The sequence below is a fragment of the Streptococcus sp. HMSC062H02 genome, assembly GCF_001813005.1.
Taxonomy (GTDB): Bacteria; Bacillota; Bacilli; order Lactobacillales; family Streptococcaceae; genus Streptococcus; species Streptococcus oralis_S.
In genome coordinates, this window is the sequence record NZ_KV811134.1 from 159659 (window position 1) to 176191 (window position 16533).

A 16533-nucleotide genomic window follows, 5' to 3' on the forward strand; every position below is an offset into this window, starting at 1 on the left:
ATTATCCTATTTTCCAATCGTCTCTCTCATTTTTTTAGTCTTTATTTAATTCCTAGGGCGATACGCGCGTATCGGCTCATTTTTTCAACTGTCCAAGCTGGATACCAGACCAATTTAACTTCGGTATTGGTTACCTCAGGCACATCTGTCATCGCATCATGTATCTGGTCTGTCAAAAGGTCAGCCAGTGGGCAGCCCATAGTTGTCAAGGTCATATCAATTTCAGTATGACCTGTTTCACCATCAAAACGAATTTCATAAATCAAACCTAGGTTGACAATATCAATCCCCAACTCAGGGTCGATGACTTCTTCCAAAGCATTTAAAATGCGTGTTTTGATCGTTTCAATTTGCTCTTCTGTATAAGCCATGTTATTCCTCACTCTCAGTCTTCAATAAAATCACGAAGGGGTTTGCTGCGACTTGGTTGGCGCAATTTTCTCAAAGCCTTGGCCTCAATCTGACGGATACGCTCACGAGTCACGTTAAAGACTTTACCAACATCTTCAAGGGTACGCATTTTCCCATCATCTAGCCCGAAACGAAGGCGCAGAACGTTTTCTTCACGGTCTGTGAGAGTATCCAAAACTTCATCCAACTGCTCGCGCAAAACGATTCGAGTTGTGTAGTCTACTGGATTTTCAATTACTTCGTCTTCGATAAAGTCCCCAAGATGGCTATCGTCCTCTTCACCAATCGGTGTTTCAAGTGATACTGGTTCTTGAGCAATTTTCAAGATTTCGCGGACCTTGTCAGGTGTCATATCCATACGCTCAGCGATTTGTTCAGGAGTTGGATCTTGTCCCAATTCTTGAAGGAGATTCCGCTGTTCACGGACAAGCTTGTTAATGGTTTCTACCATGTGGACAGGGATACGAATAGTACGGGCTTGGTCAGCGATGGCACGGGTAATCGCCTGACGAATCCACCAAGTTGCGTAAGTTGAAAACTTGAATCCTTTTGAATAGTCAAACTTGTCAACAGCCTTCATCAAGCCCATGTTTCCTTCTTGGATCAAGTCAAGAAACTGCATGCCACGCCCTACGTAGCGCTTAGCAATCGAAACCACCAAACGAAGGTTGGCTTCTGCAAGACGTTGTTTGGCTTCAATATCACCAGCCTCAACTGCTAAGGCCAATTCTTTTTCCTCTTCGTTAGTCAAGAGAGGAACAACCCCGATTTCCTTCAAATACATACGGACTGGGTCATTAACCTTGGCAGAAGTTGAGCCAATCAAGTCCTCATCACTGAGTTCTGGTTCTTCTTCTGCACTAAGAACACGCGCGCTTGGATTTCCTTCGTTATCTGTGATAGAAATTCCAGCATCCTGAATCCGTTGCAAAAGGTCTTCAATGCCTTCTGCATCAAGGGCAAACGGAATAACCAGACTTGAATTGATTTCGTCATCTGTTGCTGTTCCTGTTTTTTTGTGGTTACGGATAAAGTCTGCTACTTGCACATCAAATGTGGTTACTTCTTTTTGTTTTGTTGCCATTATTACTCCATTCTTCTCTTTTGGGAAATCAATCGTTGCAATTCTTCCAAGGCTGTGTCTGTATCTCCTACATGACTAGCTTCCTGCACTTTCTTTTTAATCCTTAAATTGTCCTTGCTGAGGAGGGCACGGTTACGAGTCGCTTCGACTTCCGCTAGCTCTTGAGGCGACATCTCAGCTGGCAAATCCAAGCTAAGCACGTGGTACCAGGCATTTTCAACCTCAGGAGTCTGATGAGACAGTTCCTCTGATCCGATTTCTCCCTCTGCACTTAATAATTCGTAAAGAATTTGAAATTCTGGGGTATCAAAGAAAAAATCTTCTCTTAATCGGTAGTCATTTAGAACAACTGGATTCTCAGCCATCCTATAAAGGAGATGAGCCTCTGCTCTCATGACTGCTCTCAGTTGCCGCGTTACAGGTAAACTAATCGCTGCTGGAGGTTGCTCCTCTTTGACTCTTTCCTGCCTTTGAACAATGCGACTTTCATTTACAATCTGCTCCACCTGCTGGTAATCAAAAGAAGGTAGATTATCCGCCAGAATGTGGATATAAGAATTCTGGGCAGTGATAGACTTTTCTTTGGCGATTAGGGGGGCAATCTTTTCAATGAACTCGATTTGCGCCTGTAAGTTATCACTATTTTCCGGCTTGAGCTGGTGAATATAGAACTCTATGGGACTAATCCGAGTCTTGGTTAAAAGGTAAGCCAGGTCTTCAGCAGAATTCTTTTGCAAATACTCATCTGGGTCCATGGCATCAGGTACTCGAACAACCTCAACTGAGAAGTCTTTTAACTCCTCTAGAGCCTTGGCTGTTGCTGTCTGCCCTGCCTTGTCGCCATCGTAGCTGAGAACAATTTTTTTGGTAAAGCGTCTGAGGTGATCAACATGCTCCTTGCTTAAGGCTGTTCCCATGGAAGCTACAGCATTTTCTATACCAGCACGGTAGGCTGCAATCACATCCATGAAGCCTTCCATCAGATAGAGCTCTGTAATCTTACCTGTTCCCTTTTTTGCCTTGTCCAGATGATACAATTCGTAGCTCTTGTTAAAAATTGCAGTCGAGCGGCTATTTTTATATTTGGCAGTCTGACTATCCGTTTCTTGCCAGATACGACCTGAAAATGCAATAACCTGCCCCTTGTCATTGGTCAAAGGAAAGATGATTCGTCCAAAAAAAGTATCATAAAATTGATTACCATCTGACAGATAAAACAAGCCCGAATCCAATAAATCCTTTTCCTCAAACTTGTCAGCCAAACGTTGATAGAGATAAGTTCTCTCTGCTGGAGCTAGTCCAATCTGGAAGTGCTTCAGAACATCATCTGTCAATCCGCGTTTGTAGAGATAAGCCCTTGCTTCTTCTCCCATCTTTGTCGTCATGAGGATGGCATGGTAAAAACGGGCAGCTTCTTCATGCATATCGTATAGAGCTTGATGAGGGGAAGTTTGTTGGGGACGAGACTGTACCGGCGTAGCTAGTTGAATACCGACGCGCTCTCCTAAGAGCTGAACGGCTTCCATGAAGGACACACCTTGGTATTCTTCGATAAACTTAAAGACATCTCCTGAACGACCACAGCCAAAACAGTGATAAAACTGCTTGTCTTCCACAACGTTGAAAGAAGGGGTCTTTTCACCATGAAAAGGACAGAGCCCTAAATAGTTCCGTCCAGCCTTTTGTAAAGAAATCACATCACCTATGACTTCCACAATGTTGGCATTGTTTTTGATTTCTTCAATGACTTGCTTGTCAACCATACACAATACCTCCATCTTATCATAGTTTCACGTAAACTAGTATAGCTTATTTCTGAAAAAAAGTAAACCATTTCATACGCTTTCCGTAATTCTCTTTGCCTTATTTTTCTAGATAGAAAGAGGTGATAAAAAACTCAGAAACACTTCCATGTTTCTAAGTTAATTTTCACTATTTTTTGATGATTACTTCACTCATCTATTCAAATAATTGATAGTAGTCTGAAATTTTCATCTTAGCTTTTTCTTCTTTATTGAGGTCTTGGATGATGCGACCTTCCTTCATGACAATCAGACGGTTTCCATACTTCAGTGCATCTTCCATATGGTGGGTAATCATCAAGGCTGTTAGATGATCTTTGCTGACAAAGTCATCTGTTAATTCCATCAATGCCACACTTGTTTTTGGGTCAAGGGCTGCTGTGTGTTCATCCAACAAGAGCAACTCTGGTCGTTTCAAAGTTGCCATCAAGAGACTCAAGGCCTGACGTTGTCCACCTGAAAGAAACTCAATAGGAGTGTCCAGATGTTTTTCAAGACCATTTCCAACCTTTTCAATGGTAGTCTGGAACTCTTCCCTATGGCTTGAAAGCCTTCTAGGCAGGAGTCCTCTCTTCTCACCACGAAACTTGGCAATCAAGAGATTTTCCGCCACTGTCATACGGGGAGCCGTACCCATCTTAGGATCCTGAAAGACGCGAGACAAGTACTTAGCCCGCTTTTCAGGTGAAAAATTCGTCACGTCCTCCCCCATGATACGGATACTTCCACTTGTTAAAGGTAAGGTACCTGCAATCGTGTTAAAAAGCGTTGATTTCCCCGCTCCATTTCCCCCTAAGATGGTAATGAAATCATGTTCGAAAATTTCAAGAGAAACATCATTCAGAATGATTTTTTCTTCGTCAAAGCCATTCGTGATGACTTTGGTAGCATTTTTTAATTCTACAATTGCTGTCATTTGCTAAACTTGACTCCTTTCAGGTATTTGCTTTTGAAGGTTGGAATCATAAGGCAAACTGCCAAAATCAAGGCGCTGTACAAACGAAGATAACTTGTATTAAACCCAAGAGCAATAACTCCCCAAACGAGGAACTGATAAGCGATAGAGCCAACGACGATGGTCATGAGTCGCTCTGCCAGGGTCAAACTCTTGAACAAAACCTCACCAATAATCAAGCTAGCAAGCCCTACGACAATCACGCCAATTCCTCGAGAGACATCCGCGTATCCTTCTTGTTGAGCAATTAAGGCCCCTGCAAGCGCGATAATCCCATTTGAGAGAACCAAACCCATGAGTTCCATACGTCCCGTATTGATACCAAAGCTACGAGCCATATCGGGATTGTCACCTGTAGCGATGTAGGCTTGACCTAGTTTGGTATCAAGGAAAAAGAGCATAAGGCCAATAACAAGAGCTACAAAGATTAATCCAGTCAGGAGTTGGTTAAGGTCTGAATCAAAAGGCAAGACATCCTGAATTTGTTTGGTTCCAAGAAGCCCCAGATTGGCACGTCCCATAATCATGAGCATGATGGAATGACAAGAAGTCATGACCAGAATCCCTGATAAGAGGGTTGGGATTTTTCCTTTAGTATACAAAAGACCCGTCGCCATTCCAGCTAGACAGCCCGCACCTACTGCAGCTAAGGTCGCCAAAAACGGATTGACTCCCTGTGTTATCAAGGTTACAGCTACTGCTCCCCCAAGAGGAAAAGAACCTTCAGTAGTCATATCAGGGAAATTCAAAATTCGGAAAGTCATAAAGATTCCCAAACCTAAAATCGCCCAGACCATTCCCTGAGAAATAATGGATACTATCATAATCTTTCACTCATTTCTTTCTTTAGTAAAAATGGGAGGAGATGTGTCCAGCTCCTCCTTTATCTTTATTCAATCACTTGTCCCGCTTCTTTTAGAACGGACTCAGGAATGGTAATACCAAGTTCCTGCGCTAGTTTTTTATTAATCACTGACTTACCAGTTGAAAAGACATTAACTGGCGTATCAGCTGGTTTTTCACCTTTCAAAACTTTGGCAATCATTTTACCAGTAGCCACTCCAAGATCGTGTTGGTCAACTACTACAGATGCTAATCCACCTGCTTCTACCATGGCCGTGGCACTTGGGTAGATTGGCTTTTTAGCTGTTTGATTACTTGAAACAACTGTTGAGAATGCGGATGCAATGGTATTGTCAATTGGAACCCAAATTGCATCGACCTTGCTTGTCATAACATTGACTGTTGAAGCAATTTCATTTGTTGAAGGAACGGCAAATGTTTCGACTGTCAAACCTGCTTTTTCAGCATAAGCCTTGAATTCTTCTACCTGTGTTTTTGAGTTATCTTCGCTACTTGAGTAAAGAGCTCCGATTGTTTTGACATTTGGTGTGAGAGTTTTTATCAACTCTACTTGTTGTTCAGCAGGGTTGTGGTCTGATACCCCTGTGATGTTGCCTCCTGGTTTTTTCAAGTCTTTGACCAAGTTAGCACCGATTGGGTCTGTAATAGCAGCCATGATAACTGGTAGGTCTTTTGTAGCACTAGCGAGTCCTTGAGCCGCTGGTGTCGCGATCCCAACAACAACATCGTTTCCATTAGCAACCAATTGTTTACTCATGGTTGCAACCTTGCTCTGATCACCTTCAGAGTTCATAAAGTCGATTTTTACCTGGTCGTCCTTATAGCCTTCTTCAGCTAGTCCATCTTGAATCCCTTGGTAAATCAAGTCCAAGGATGGGTGACTAACAAATTGAAGGACACCAACCTTAGCAACCTTTTGCTCTTCTTTAGCTGATGGCTTATTCATAGATGAATAAATCAAGCTAGCCACCACCAATACTGCTAATCCAGCGACAATTCCAATCAAACGTTTATTTTTCATTTTTCTTTCTCCTTTTAAATCACTTGTATAATGCTCTTTTCAACAAAACAAGCGACGCCATCGTTTAAATTCCATCATCATCCTCCTAATAGAAAAAGTCCTCACACAAAAAACTTGTGTGAGGACGTCGATGCGCGGTGCCACCTCAATTATAGGGAATATCCCTATCGCTCTTTCTCGCAATAACGAGTTGCACTGTAAGGTGTGCTCACCGAATTTTTATGATTTCAAATTCTTAAGTACATTCAGCCCAATTTCATCAATTTCATCTATCTGCTTTCACCAACCACAGACTCTCTATAAAATGAGCATGATTACTTTCTGAATGTTTAAATTATATCATTTTTCAACTACTTGTCAAGCTTATTTTTAGAATTTTTTAAACAATTCAAAAACTTCCCCTTGAAAAAGGAGGAAGTTTGTAGAATATCAGCCTGAATTACGCAAACCAGTTGCAATTCCGTTGATAGTTGTATGGATCAGTTTTTCTTCGTCTGCTGACAATTCGCCGCGACGTTGACGTTTGATCAACTCCAACTGGATGTAGTTCAGGATATTAAAGTAAGGCATACGATAGTTTAGACTGTCTTTTAGATAAGAGTTTTCTGCCAAGAGTTCGTCATAACCTTCGATAGCTAAAATAACGTCCTTAGTCAACTGCCATTCATCTAAAATAGTGTAGTAGATAGCTTGTACTTCTTCGTCTTCACAGAGCTTGGCATATTCAAAAGCAATGTTCATGTTAGACTTAGACAAGACCATGTCTACATTGGAAAGCAAAGATTGGAAGAAAGGCCAGTTTTGGTACATGTCTCGAAGGAACTCGATATTCTTTGGATCTTGATCAATAAACTCTTTAAAGCTTGATCCCACACCATACCACCCAGGGAACATGACACGGCTTTGTGACCATGAGAAGACCCAAGGAATAGCACGCAAACCGCCGATTTCAGTGATGGTCTTACGAGCTGCTGGACGCGAACCGATATTGAAGCTTGAAATAGCCTTGATTGGACTTGATTCAAAGAAATAGTCATAGAAATGTTCATTTCCAAAGACCAAATCACGGTAGATATCATAACTACGGTCTACTACTTGGTCCATAATAGCTTCGTAACGATTCGACGTATTAGTATCACTCTTCTTCTTGGTAATCATACGGTTAATGGCTGCAGAAACCAGCATTTCAAGGTTATAATAGGCAGCGTCTTTGTTACCGTATTTGTTTCCAATGACTTCTCCTTGCTCAGTCAGACGGATGCGGTCCTTGATAGACTTGAGTGGTTGAGATGTGATAGCTTCATAAGTTGGTCCACCACCACGACCCACAGTACCACCACGACCATGGAAGAAAGTAACCTTAACGCCAAATTCATCCCCAATAGCAGTCAGTTGTTGTTGCGCTTTATAGAGAGTCCAACATGAGGATAGGTAACCACCATCCTTGTTACTATCAGAGTAGCCAAGCATGATTTCTTGGTAGTTGTCTTTTGAAGCAATCCATTTTTTAGCCAAAGGAAGAGAGAAATATCTTCTCATGGTTTCTTCTGAGTGATCCAAATCTTCGATCGTTTCAAAGAGGGGAACAATCTGAACGCGGGCTTTTTGGGCATCTACCAAGCCGACTTCCTTGAGCATGATGGCTAGCTCTAGCATATCAGATACACTGGTTGCGTGAGAAATGATGGTTTGACGAATGACATTTTCACCTAGTTTATCCTTCAATTTGCGCGCAGCTTTAAAGATAGAGAGTTCTTTTTCAAGCAGTTCTGACTTTTCAGCATGAGTCGCTGAGAGGATACGAGGATCTTCTTCCAACTCTTTTAAGAGGAGTGCGCATTTTTCATCTTCAGATAGATCGCTATAGTGATCATTGATACCAGCAGATGCTAGCAATTCAGCTACACAGGCTTCATGAACACTAGAGTCTTGGCGCATATCAATAGAAGCAAGGTAGAAACCAAAAATTTCGACAGCTTGCATCAACTCGACAAATTCTCCTGAAATCAGGTATTCTCCCTTATTCTCAAGGAGAGAATCGCGAATGGCCAACAAATCTTGATAGAATTCATCTGCAGTGGCATATCTTGGCTGAAGATCCTTGTCTTCAATGAGATAAGCCTTGGTAGCCTGCATCTTAGCTTGGATGTCAAAAAGAGCACGACGATAGAGTTCTTTTTCACGATAAATCGAGTTATCTTGTGACTTCAGCGCCATCTCACGGACCTTGTCGCTGACATTCACGATACTGGTTGAAAGTGAAAATTCACGGTAAAGATTATAAATCTTTTCATCATAGTAGTTCATGATGACTTCACACTGAGTCAAGGCTGATTTATTGAGAGTTTCCGCTGTTACGAAAGGATTTCCATCACGGTCTCCTCCTATCCACATCCCCATAGTAATCGGTTTTGGATGCTCAAGCTCGATACCTTGTTCTTTAGCCAATTTTTTATACTCAGCTGTCAAACGCGGAACAGCATTCAGGAAAGAACTTTGGTAATACTCCATCACGTTGGTGATTTCGTTGGTTACTTTCAATTTCTTCTCACGAATCATGTCCGTTTGCATGATAATTTCAATATAACGGCGGAGATCTGTGTGCCATTTTTCTTTATTAATCAAGCCGAGTTTGACATCACGGTACTTGCGCAAGAGCGTATGGATGTGGTTGGTTAAATCCAGCATACTCTTGCGTTGTACTTGCGTTGGATGAGCGGTCAAGACAGGAACGACATTTAACTTTTCTAAAATTTCGGCTGCATTTTCTTTTTCAGCTACCATCTTAATCGTTGTAGATAGTTTTCCTAGATAGTCTTGGTCCACATTGTTTTGGTGATTGATTTCATAGGCCAAATCCACATCCTCAGAGATATTAATCAAAAGTGGAAGGATAGAGAAATAGCGTGAAATGTAAATCATTTCTTCATTCGAAAGACTGGTCACTAGGTTATTGAGCCCTTGATAATTCTCGCTAGTTGATAATTCCTTCAACTGGATAATCTTTTCAAAGGTTTCTGGCGCTAGCATATTTTTTGTGATATCTTCTAATAGCTCCGTCAGAATCAAGACTTCTTCTTGGACAACTGCTTTATTACTATAGTTTTCTAATTTTTGAAGAGACATATACTTTCCTTTCCATTCAATCCTTACAGACTTTCATCGGTTTGATTCTCGTATTCTCTGATAAGTTTGGCACGTTTTTCGCTGGCATCAATGTTTAGTACAAGCGCGATGGCTACTGATAATACCAGGAGACTGTTCCCACCTTGTGAAAGGAAGGGGAAGGTTACCCCTGTAGAAGGAATCAATCCTGAAATCCCACCGATATTGACAAAGACCTGAACAAGGATCATCCCTCCGACACCAATAGCAACCATGGAGTTAAAGGGATCCTTTGCTCGAATACCAACCAAGATGATTCGCAAAATCAAGAAGAAGAGTAAAGCCAAAATCATACTGGCTCCTACGAATCCAAACTCCTCGATGACAATCGAAAAGACAAAATCCGTATGGGCTTCTGGCAGATAACCACGCTTCTCGATAGAATTCCCTAGTCCCAGTCCGAACCAGCCTCCATTTACCATTGCATAGTAGGAATTTGCGAGCTGGTGTCCTGCACCCGCCAAGTCATTAAAGGGATTAAAGAAGGCACTAAAACGTTTAGCAACGTAACCAAATACAGGAATTTGAGAAAACTTTTCAACCCCAACAAAGCGAATGACAGACAAGACTAACATTGAGCTCCCTGCCAAGAGAGCCAGAATGGTCGAGAACCAACGATAGGCGATCCCACTAACCGTATACATGATGAGCGCCACCAAGACCAAGATGGTCGCATTTCCCAAGTCTGGAAAAATTCCCAAGCTACCAATCAGAACTAGCAGAACAAAACGCCAGTCGTTAAAAGCTCGAGGTAGCCACTGATTCTGTGTCAAAACCTGGAAGTCATAAACCGCAATCTCATCTTGTTGTTTTGAAAATCGATGTGCCAGGTACCAGATGATGATAATCTTAAGGTACTCAGCAGGTTGAATCGTTACAGGTCCTACAGAAATCCATCCGTATGCTCCATTGACAGGTGTTCCGACCAGTCGCGCCAGAGCTAAAAGAACCATCTCCACAATCATTACGATAAAGATGAGACGTCCGTTTCTTAGGAAACCTAATTTTAATTTATAGATTAAGGCAATCAGAATCAAACTAGCTATCCAGAAGATCCCCTGGTTACGCACCAATTGAAAGGCACTTTTCCCTTCTTCGATCAAGGTTGCACTCGTTGTCGAGTATACCACAATCAGCCCCAAAATCGATAAAAGGAAGTAAGGAATCAAAATGGAATAGTTTAGTAGGTGCCTTTTACTAATTTTCATATTTCACCACTCTAATAGGAACAGACGCTTCTGTTCCCAATTCCGTTTTATTTTCTAGTTTTGATTGCTATTATACCACTTTTTCAGAAAGAAAAAAACTCTTATCCTTTAATCCTTCGAATTTTACTCATTTTCTCGTATCAGGTATAAAAAAACAAATCTCTTTTGAGATTTGTTTTTTGCTTACTTAGTTAGATGAAGAACTGCTGCTTGAGCTTGAGTCACCACCACCGATGTATTGGGTGAAGATGTTTTGGAATGATTGGTCTTTAACCTTGATGTTTGCTGCTTGCAATTCTTTACCAATTACTCCTTGAACAAAGGCTGAATCATTTTGTTTTTGAGTCAAGATGATGGTCTTCAATTTTTCTTTGTAATCCTCTATATTAGAAGATTTTTCTGTTTTCTTCGTTACTTTGATGATGTAGAACTGACTGCTGTAGGCTTGTGTTCCAGTAGCTGTAATCACATCAGAAACCCCGTTCACATCCAAGGCAAAGGCTGCTTTCTTGACTTGTTCTGGAAGTTCTGTTGAAGCAGAGTCAAAAGTGATTTCTCCACCATTTTCTTTTGTTTTGTCGTCGTTAGAGTTGTCTTTTGCCAACTGAGCAAAATCCGCACCTTCTGCTTTAGCTTTCTCAAGTACTTCTTTTGCCTTGTCTTCATTATCCAAACGGATGATTTGAGCTGTTACATCTGGTGTGTAAGACTCAAAAGCTTTTTGGTAGGCTTCGTCTGTCAACTCACTCTCTGCAGCCTTCTTAACCGCTAATTCAACCAATTTGCTGGTACGGATTTGAGCTTTACGAGTCTCAGGTGTCATACCTGCACGTTGAAGCACGCTGTTGTAGCTATCGCCGTATTTCTTTTGTTCTTCAGCAACGGCGTCATCCACATCTTTATCCGTTACCTCTGATCCATATTGTTGTTCAAATACTTTTTGGATGGTCATATTGAGCAAGACTTGTTGCGCAGTTGGATTGTTCTTTACTTCTTCAAAGAATTGATGCTCTGTAATCACATCGCCCTTCATGCTGATCAAATCTTTTCCTTCAGAACTGTTTGAACAAGCTGCAAGTGTTGCTACTGATAAAAGTGTGATGGCTCCTGCCATAAGTTTTTTCTTCATTTTTACTCCTTTTACGGTAAGTGTTACCTTATCTATTTTACTATAATTTCTTAAATTTTTCTGAAAATCATTCGCTCTCAGGAAGCTCTACTTCTGCTAGATTTTTTCTTAGCATGAGAATGCCGTCTCCAAGTGGAACTAGAGTTGCTGTTAGACCTGGATTGTCCAAAGTTGCGTCGAAAAGTCTTTGCAAACCACGGTAAATGGTGCGTTGACCTCGGCGGACTTCCATGATGTCCTTGGCAACATCTCCTCCTTGGAAAATATCATCCAAGACCACCACTCCACCGACTTCCAAATGTTTAAGGATTTCAGGCAGAAAGACGATATACTTTGACTTGGCCGAATCCATAAAGACAAAATCATATGTTTCTGTCAAAGTAGATAAAACATCAACAGCATCACCTTCAAGTAAGGTGATTTGCTTACGACTGTCAAACTGGGCAAAGTTTTCCTTGGCAAAGCCAATCATCTCAGGATTACGGTCAATGGTTGTAATCTTAGCATCTGGCGCATGTTCCGCCATCAGGAGGGCAGAAAAGCCAATTGCCGTTCCAATCTCCAAAATGTTCTCAGGTTGCATAGTTTCCATGAGAAAACGGAAGTAGGCAACTGTTTCATGGGGAATAATGGGAATGTTTTCCTTGCGAGCGAAGGTCTCCAATTCTTTTAAGGAACCTGTCACCTGCTTTTGACGCTGGCGCATGAGTTCTACGATTTCTTCCTTGACGACGGGACGACGCATGTTATGGTTGGCATTTTTACTATAAGACTCTACCATCTTAAGCTAGTCCCAATTTTTCAACAAGGGCTTCAAACTCGTTCAAGCGGCGTTCAAAGACTGCAAAGGCATCGTTGAGATAGTCTTCTTTTTCCATATCCACTCCCGCTTTTCTCATGACATTGAGCGGATAGTCTGACTTACCTGCCCTGAGGTAGTCTATATAGCGGTCACGGTCTTCTTGACTACCATGGACAATCTTCTCAGCCAAGGCTGAAGCAGCTGCAAAACCAGTTGAATACTGATAAACATAGTAGTTATAGTAGAAATGTGGAATGCGTGCCCACTCGTATTGGATCTGAGGATTGTCTTCCTTGCTGAGTCCATAGTACTCTTGGTTCAGGTCAGCGTAGAGCTTATTGAGGAAATCACTTGTCAAGACTTCTCCATTTTGGTCTGCTTGGTGGATGGCGTGTTCAAACTCAGCGAATTGAGTTTGACGGAAGACTGTTCCACGGAAACCGTCTAGGAAGTTATTGAGAATAGCAAAGCGAGTTGCATCGTCTTCTACTTCTTCCAACAATTTCTCTGTCAAGATATTTTCGTTTGTGGTTGAGGCAATCTCCGCCAAAAAGATAGAGTAATCCCCGTAAACATAAGGCTGGGTTTCACGAGTATAGCTTGAGTGCATACTGTGACCTGTTTCATGGACAAGGGTAAAGAGATTGTCTAGATTGTCCTGCCAGTTGAGAAGCATAAAGGCATTGGTATCGTAAGAACCACCAGAGTAGGCACCAGAACGCTTGCCTTGGTTTTCATAGACATCAATCCAACGCTCACTGAAGGCAAATTTAACACGGCTCAAGTAGTCGTCACCTAAAACTGCCAAAGCTTCTTCTGCCTTTTTCAAGGCTTCTTCGTAGGTAAAGCTATAATCTACTGACGAGAGTGGTGTGTAGACATCATACATCTTGAGATCTGAAATCCCCAAGATTTTAGAACGAAGTTTAAGGTAACGATGTAAGAGTGGCAAATGCTTGCGAACTGCTGCTACTAGATTGTCATAGACACTTTCTGGAACAAAATTTGCTGCGAGGGCCGCATGGCGAGCACTCTTATAGTTGCGAACTTTTGCTCGGTAGTTTTGCACCTTAACATTTGTCTGCAAAGTCTTAGCATAAGTGTGTTGGAATTGCTCATATGTCGCATAAAGGGCTTCATAGGCACCACGACGCACTTCACGGTTTTTAGACTCCATCAAACGGATGTAAGTACCGTGTGAGAGTTGCACTTCCTTGCCTTCGTCATCAAGGACATATGGGAAGGTGATATCTGCATTATCCAAGATGGCGAAAGTTTCACTAGCTGCGCCAAAAATTTCTCCTGCTCCAGCCAACAATTCTTCCTCACGTTGCGAAAGAACATGGTCTTTCTTTTGCAAGAGCTTGTCAAAAAAGTGTTTGTAAACTTGGAGTTTTGGTTGAGCTTCTAGGAAGGCCGCATACTGCTCTTCGCTAATCTCCATAAACTCAGGTTCATAGAATGAAAAGGCTTGTTCTAACTGACTGTATAGGGTCATTGCCTTAGCATAGTACTCTTGATACTTGGCTTCACGCGTGTCCTGGTCATTTTTCATATGTGCATAGACATAAAGCTTTTCAACTTGGCGTTCCAAATCAAGTGAAAATTCTGTAATCTCAAGTAGACTGTCTGCGCTATCCAAGAGATGTCCCTCATACTGAGATGCTGTTTGTACTTTTTCAGTTAAATCTTTCAAGGCTTCTTCCCAAGCCTGGTCTGTTGGGTAGATTGTCGAAAGATCCCATGTATCTTTTTCAATTATTTCATGTCGTTGTAATACCATAAGTTTCCTCCATCCTTTCTATTTTACCATATTTTTTGAGAAATATAAGTGATAAAAGGCTGGTGGGTAGAGCTTTTGGCGATTATTTTTCGGATTTTTTTGATAGTAGGCCTGAAAATTTCTATAATAGCTAGTCAAATCCGTTTCAATCTGCAAAAAATCTCCTGGTTCTATCGGCTTGACTTGAGGATACCAGTCGTCTAGTTGACGGTTTAATAGATTGTCTCCTTGATGATAGGCCTCTTCTTGCTTCTTCATCCAGTAAGGCGTTTGGTAGTACAACTGTTGGCGAATGTAGTGACAGATAGTTGAATCTTGAAAAACTGCAAAACGAGGCATTTTTTGTTTCTGATAAGGAAATCGTAGAATTTCCAAGAGATTTCCTTTTCCATAGGGAAATTCTTTGACCTGAAAATGAAGCTTGCCACGTAGGTCCTGATGCAGAAGATATTTGAGTCTTAAAACTTGCTTTTTGAGATCTAGTTCCCAAGCATAGAATCCCATATTTTGACTAAAATAGAGAAATCCCCTTTGAAGTTGTGTAAGTCGCTCTTTTAACCAGAGTTTTTCTCCCAGTAGCCAGATAACCTGATAGCCCTGGCTACGGTAGCCTTGACTTCTATGACCTAAAAGCTTTTGAGACAAGGGGCTACACTGAACCTCCAGAGCTAGTTTCTCATTGACGAGAACATCCGCAACCTGCTGGATCCCGGGCAGACTGTATTCTAAGGCGACCTGATTGTCCTTCTTGGCCCAGTGATAGAGAGCCTCTTTATTGCCCAAGTGTTCTGGACTTTCATTTTCAAAAATAGCCATACAATCTCTTAAAGATTCATGAGCGAAATGCGTTCGAATGCTCTGTCCTTGACGTAATCGTAGTCCGCCTCCACAGGCTGGACAAGTATAATCTTGCTTAGTCACGTCTTTTTCGAGTGCATTTACCAATTTTCCCTTGGCATCTCTGGCTACAAACATGGTCTACCTCCTTTTCTCATTTATTCGAAAAAGAAGTGAAAAAGGCTGGATTTCCAGCCTTTCATGATACTATTTCTTATCTTTTTTGTCTCTTAGAATATTTTTTTAGCATGGGAATGAGATTAGGAATCTGCTCACTTCTAATGACCAGCACGCCGTATTCCTGACAACGATTGGCATAAGCTGGATTGATTTTTCCCGTACAAACAATCAACTTGAGGCAACTCTCCCCAGCAAAATGATTGGCGTAGACTTCTAGTTCGTTAATGGCTTCAACTGATAAATCTGTCATCTTGCAAGAGATAAAGGTAATCGAGCGTCCCTTTCTCAGAATGACATCAATCTCATTTTGAACATTGTCCGCCTCTGGAAAGATGCCATTCCAATCAATCTCACCGCCTATCATACACTCATCAAACAGCTGCGATTCCAGCGCCAAGAGATAAAGATACACCTCTAAAATATGCCCCTTGTTGCGGCAAAAAACTTGAGCTTCTTGACTTGGAAAGCTGTATGCTACTCGTTTCTTGTCTTCGCTTTCAATACAAAGCATTCCTGCTTCCACAAGTAAAGGAATAAGGGATTTTGGATAGTGATAATACCTGCCATTGTTTTCCAGTATCTTTTCTGTCTCAGCATGCAGGTCATTGGTCTTAGCTAGAGAGAAAAATTGGGTCACTTGATACCAGTGAGCAGGATTGGAAATAGCAGAGCTGGCTAGCTTTTTAATGGCTGCAATTTGCTGATCTGAGTGGATAGGGCGTTTTGATTTGAGCATTTTTCCACCACGCAAGGCTATCAGCTGTTGGATGCTTAGGGTTGGAATGTCCAAGTCTTCTTTTTCTAACTGACCGGCTACCCACTTGTATTGTTTTCCCCGCTCGACATCCATGGCAACGATGGGGAGCTGCCGATCCAAGCCATATTGATAGAGAGATAAGGCTAGTAGTGAATCCCCGCCAAAAACATCGAGAAGGACTTGGTCGTAACCTGCTAGGCAATAATCTAACTGATCTGTTAATTGTTCTAAAGTTAGCTGACGAAAGGTCACTCGTTGGATATGGTGCACCTCATCAAGAATAAACTGACGGAGGGAGACTTTCTCTTCATTGCTTATTTTTGTCAAAGAAAGAAAGAGAATCTCGTCACAATCACTGATAAAGGCTTGGTAGACATTCTTTTCCAATACATGCCGATCATACAATTCCACCAAAAGACTCGTCATTCGACCACCTCCATCATAAAGACTTTCTTGCGCTGAGAGTATCAGCAATACAGTTCTACTACTCAGATTTCCTACTTCTAGTATAGCATAAAATCCTGCTCGCCCCAAT

At 41.7% G+C, this 16533-nt stretch carries 13 protein-coding genes and 1 other annotated feature; all 13 genes read right to left on the bottom strand.

The genetic code is table 11. The features are described from left to right. Positions 1 to 41: 41 nt before the first annotated feature. The 13 genes from HMPREF2885_RS09215 to HMPREF2885_RS09275 all read right to left on the bottom strand — a co-directional run bounded on the left by HMPREF2885_RS09215 (position 42) and on the right by HMPREF2885_RS09275 (position 16424). Positions 42 to 371, bottom strand: a complete 330-nt coding sequence (locus HMPREF2885_RS09215; protein WP_000331930.1) for a metal-sulfur cluster assembly factor — start codon at positions 369 to 371, stop codon at positions 42 to 44. Positions 372 to 385: 14 nt separating this feature from the next. Next, positions 386 to 1495, bottom strand: a complete 1110-nt coding sequence (gene rpoD, locus HMPREF2885_RS09220; protein ID WP_049549994.1) for an RNA polymerase sigma factor RpoD — start codon at positions 1493 to 1495, stop codon at positions 386 to 388. 2 nt (positions 1496 to 1497) lie between these two features. After that, positions 1498 to 3258 (bottom strand): DNA primase, encoded by a 1761-nt coding sequence (gene dnaG, locus HMPREF2885_RS09225; protein WP_049549993.1) that lies wholly within the window; start codon positions 3256 to 3258, stop codon positions 1498 to 1500. Positions 3259 to 3454: 196 nt separating this feature from the next. Then, the gene (locus HMPREF2885_RS09230; protein ID WP_000125429.1) at positions 3455 to 4213 is read right to left on the bottom strand and encodes an ABC transporter ATP-binding protein; all 759 of its coding nucleotides are present in this window, start codon (positions 4211 to 4213) and stop codon (positions 3455 to 3457) included. After that, positions 4210 to 5076, bottom strand: a complete 867-nt coding sequence (locus tag HMPREF2885_RS09235; protein ID WP_000637255.1) for an ABC transporter permease — start codon at positions 5074 to 5076, stop codon at positions 4210 to 4212. Before HMPREF2885_RS09235 ends, HMPREF2885_RS09230 begins: the two co-directional genes overlap by 4 nt. A gap of 65 nt (positions 5077 to 5141) precedes the next feature. Beyond that, positions 5142 to 6137 carry a tryptophan ABC transporter substrate-binding protein gene (gene trpX / locus HMPREF2885_RS09240; protein WP_000792187.1) on the bottom strand — a complete coding sequence of 332 codons (996 nt, stop codon included), beginning with the start codon at positions 6135 to 6137 and terminating at the stop codon, positions 5142 to 5144. Between the two features lie 117 nt (positions 6138 to 6254). Continuing rightward, positions 6255 to 6470 (bottom strand) — a binding site (T-box leader). Between the two features lie 96 nt (positions 6471 to 6566). After that, positions 6567 to 9263 (bottom strand): phosphoenolpyruvate carboxylase, encoded by a 2697-nt coding sequence (gene ppc, locus HMPREF2885_RS09245; protein WP_049549992.1) that lies wholly within the window; start codon positions 9261 to 9263, stop codon positions 6567 to 6569. Positions 9264 to 9286: 23 nt separating this feature from the next. Further along, positions 9287 to 10510 (bottom strand): cell division peptidoglycan polymerase FtsW, encoded by a 1224-nt coding sequence (ftsW, locus tag HMPREF2885_RS09250; RefSeq protein ID WP_000703343.1) that lies wholly within the window; start codon positions 10508 to 10510, stop codon positions 9287 to 9289. A gap of 187 nt (positions 10511 to 10697) precedes the next feature. Further along, positions 10698 to 11639, bottom strand: coding sequence for a peptidylprolyl isomerase PrsA (gene prsA, locus HMPREF2885_RS09255; protein ID WP_000728082.1), 942 nt, complete (start codon positions 11637 to 11639; stop codon positions 10698 to 10700). Between the two features lie 67 nt (positions 11640 to 11706). After that, complete coding sequence (locus HMPREF2885_RS09260; protein ID WP_080702645.1) at positions 11707 to 12420, bottom strand: O-methyltransferase; 714 nt, start codon at positions 12418 to 12420, stop codon at positions 11707 to 11709. Position 12421: 1 nt separating this feature from the next. Beyond that, the gene (gene pepF / locus HMPREF2885_RS09265; RefSeq protein ID WP_070657880.1) at positions 12422 to 14224 is read right to left on the bottom strand and encodes an oligoendopeptidase F; all 1803 of its coding nucleotides are present in this window, start codon (positions 14222 to 14224) and stop codon (positions 12422 to 12424) included. Between the two features lie 18 nt (positions 14225 to 14242). Continuing rightward, on the bottom strand, positions 14243 to 15199 hold the full coding sequence (locus tag HMPREF2885_RS09270; RefSeq protein ID WP_000495874.1) for a competence protein CoiA: 957 nt from the start codon (positions 15197 to 15199) through the stop codon (positions 14243 to 14245). A gap of 76 nt (positions 15200 to 15275) precedes the next feature. After that, positions 15276 to 16424: a PDDEXK family nuclease gene (locus tag HMPREF2885_RS09275; RefSeq protein WP_000202644.1), complete on the bottom strand. Its 1149-nt coding sequence runs from the start codon at positions 16422 to 16424 to the stop codon at positions 15276 to 15278. Positions 16425 to 16533: the final 109 nt, after the last annotated feature.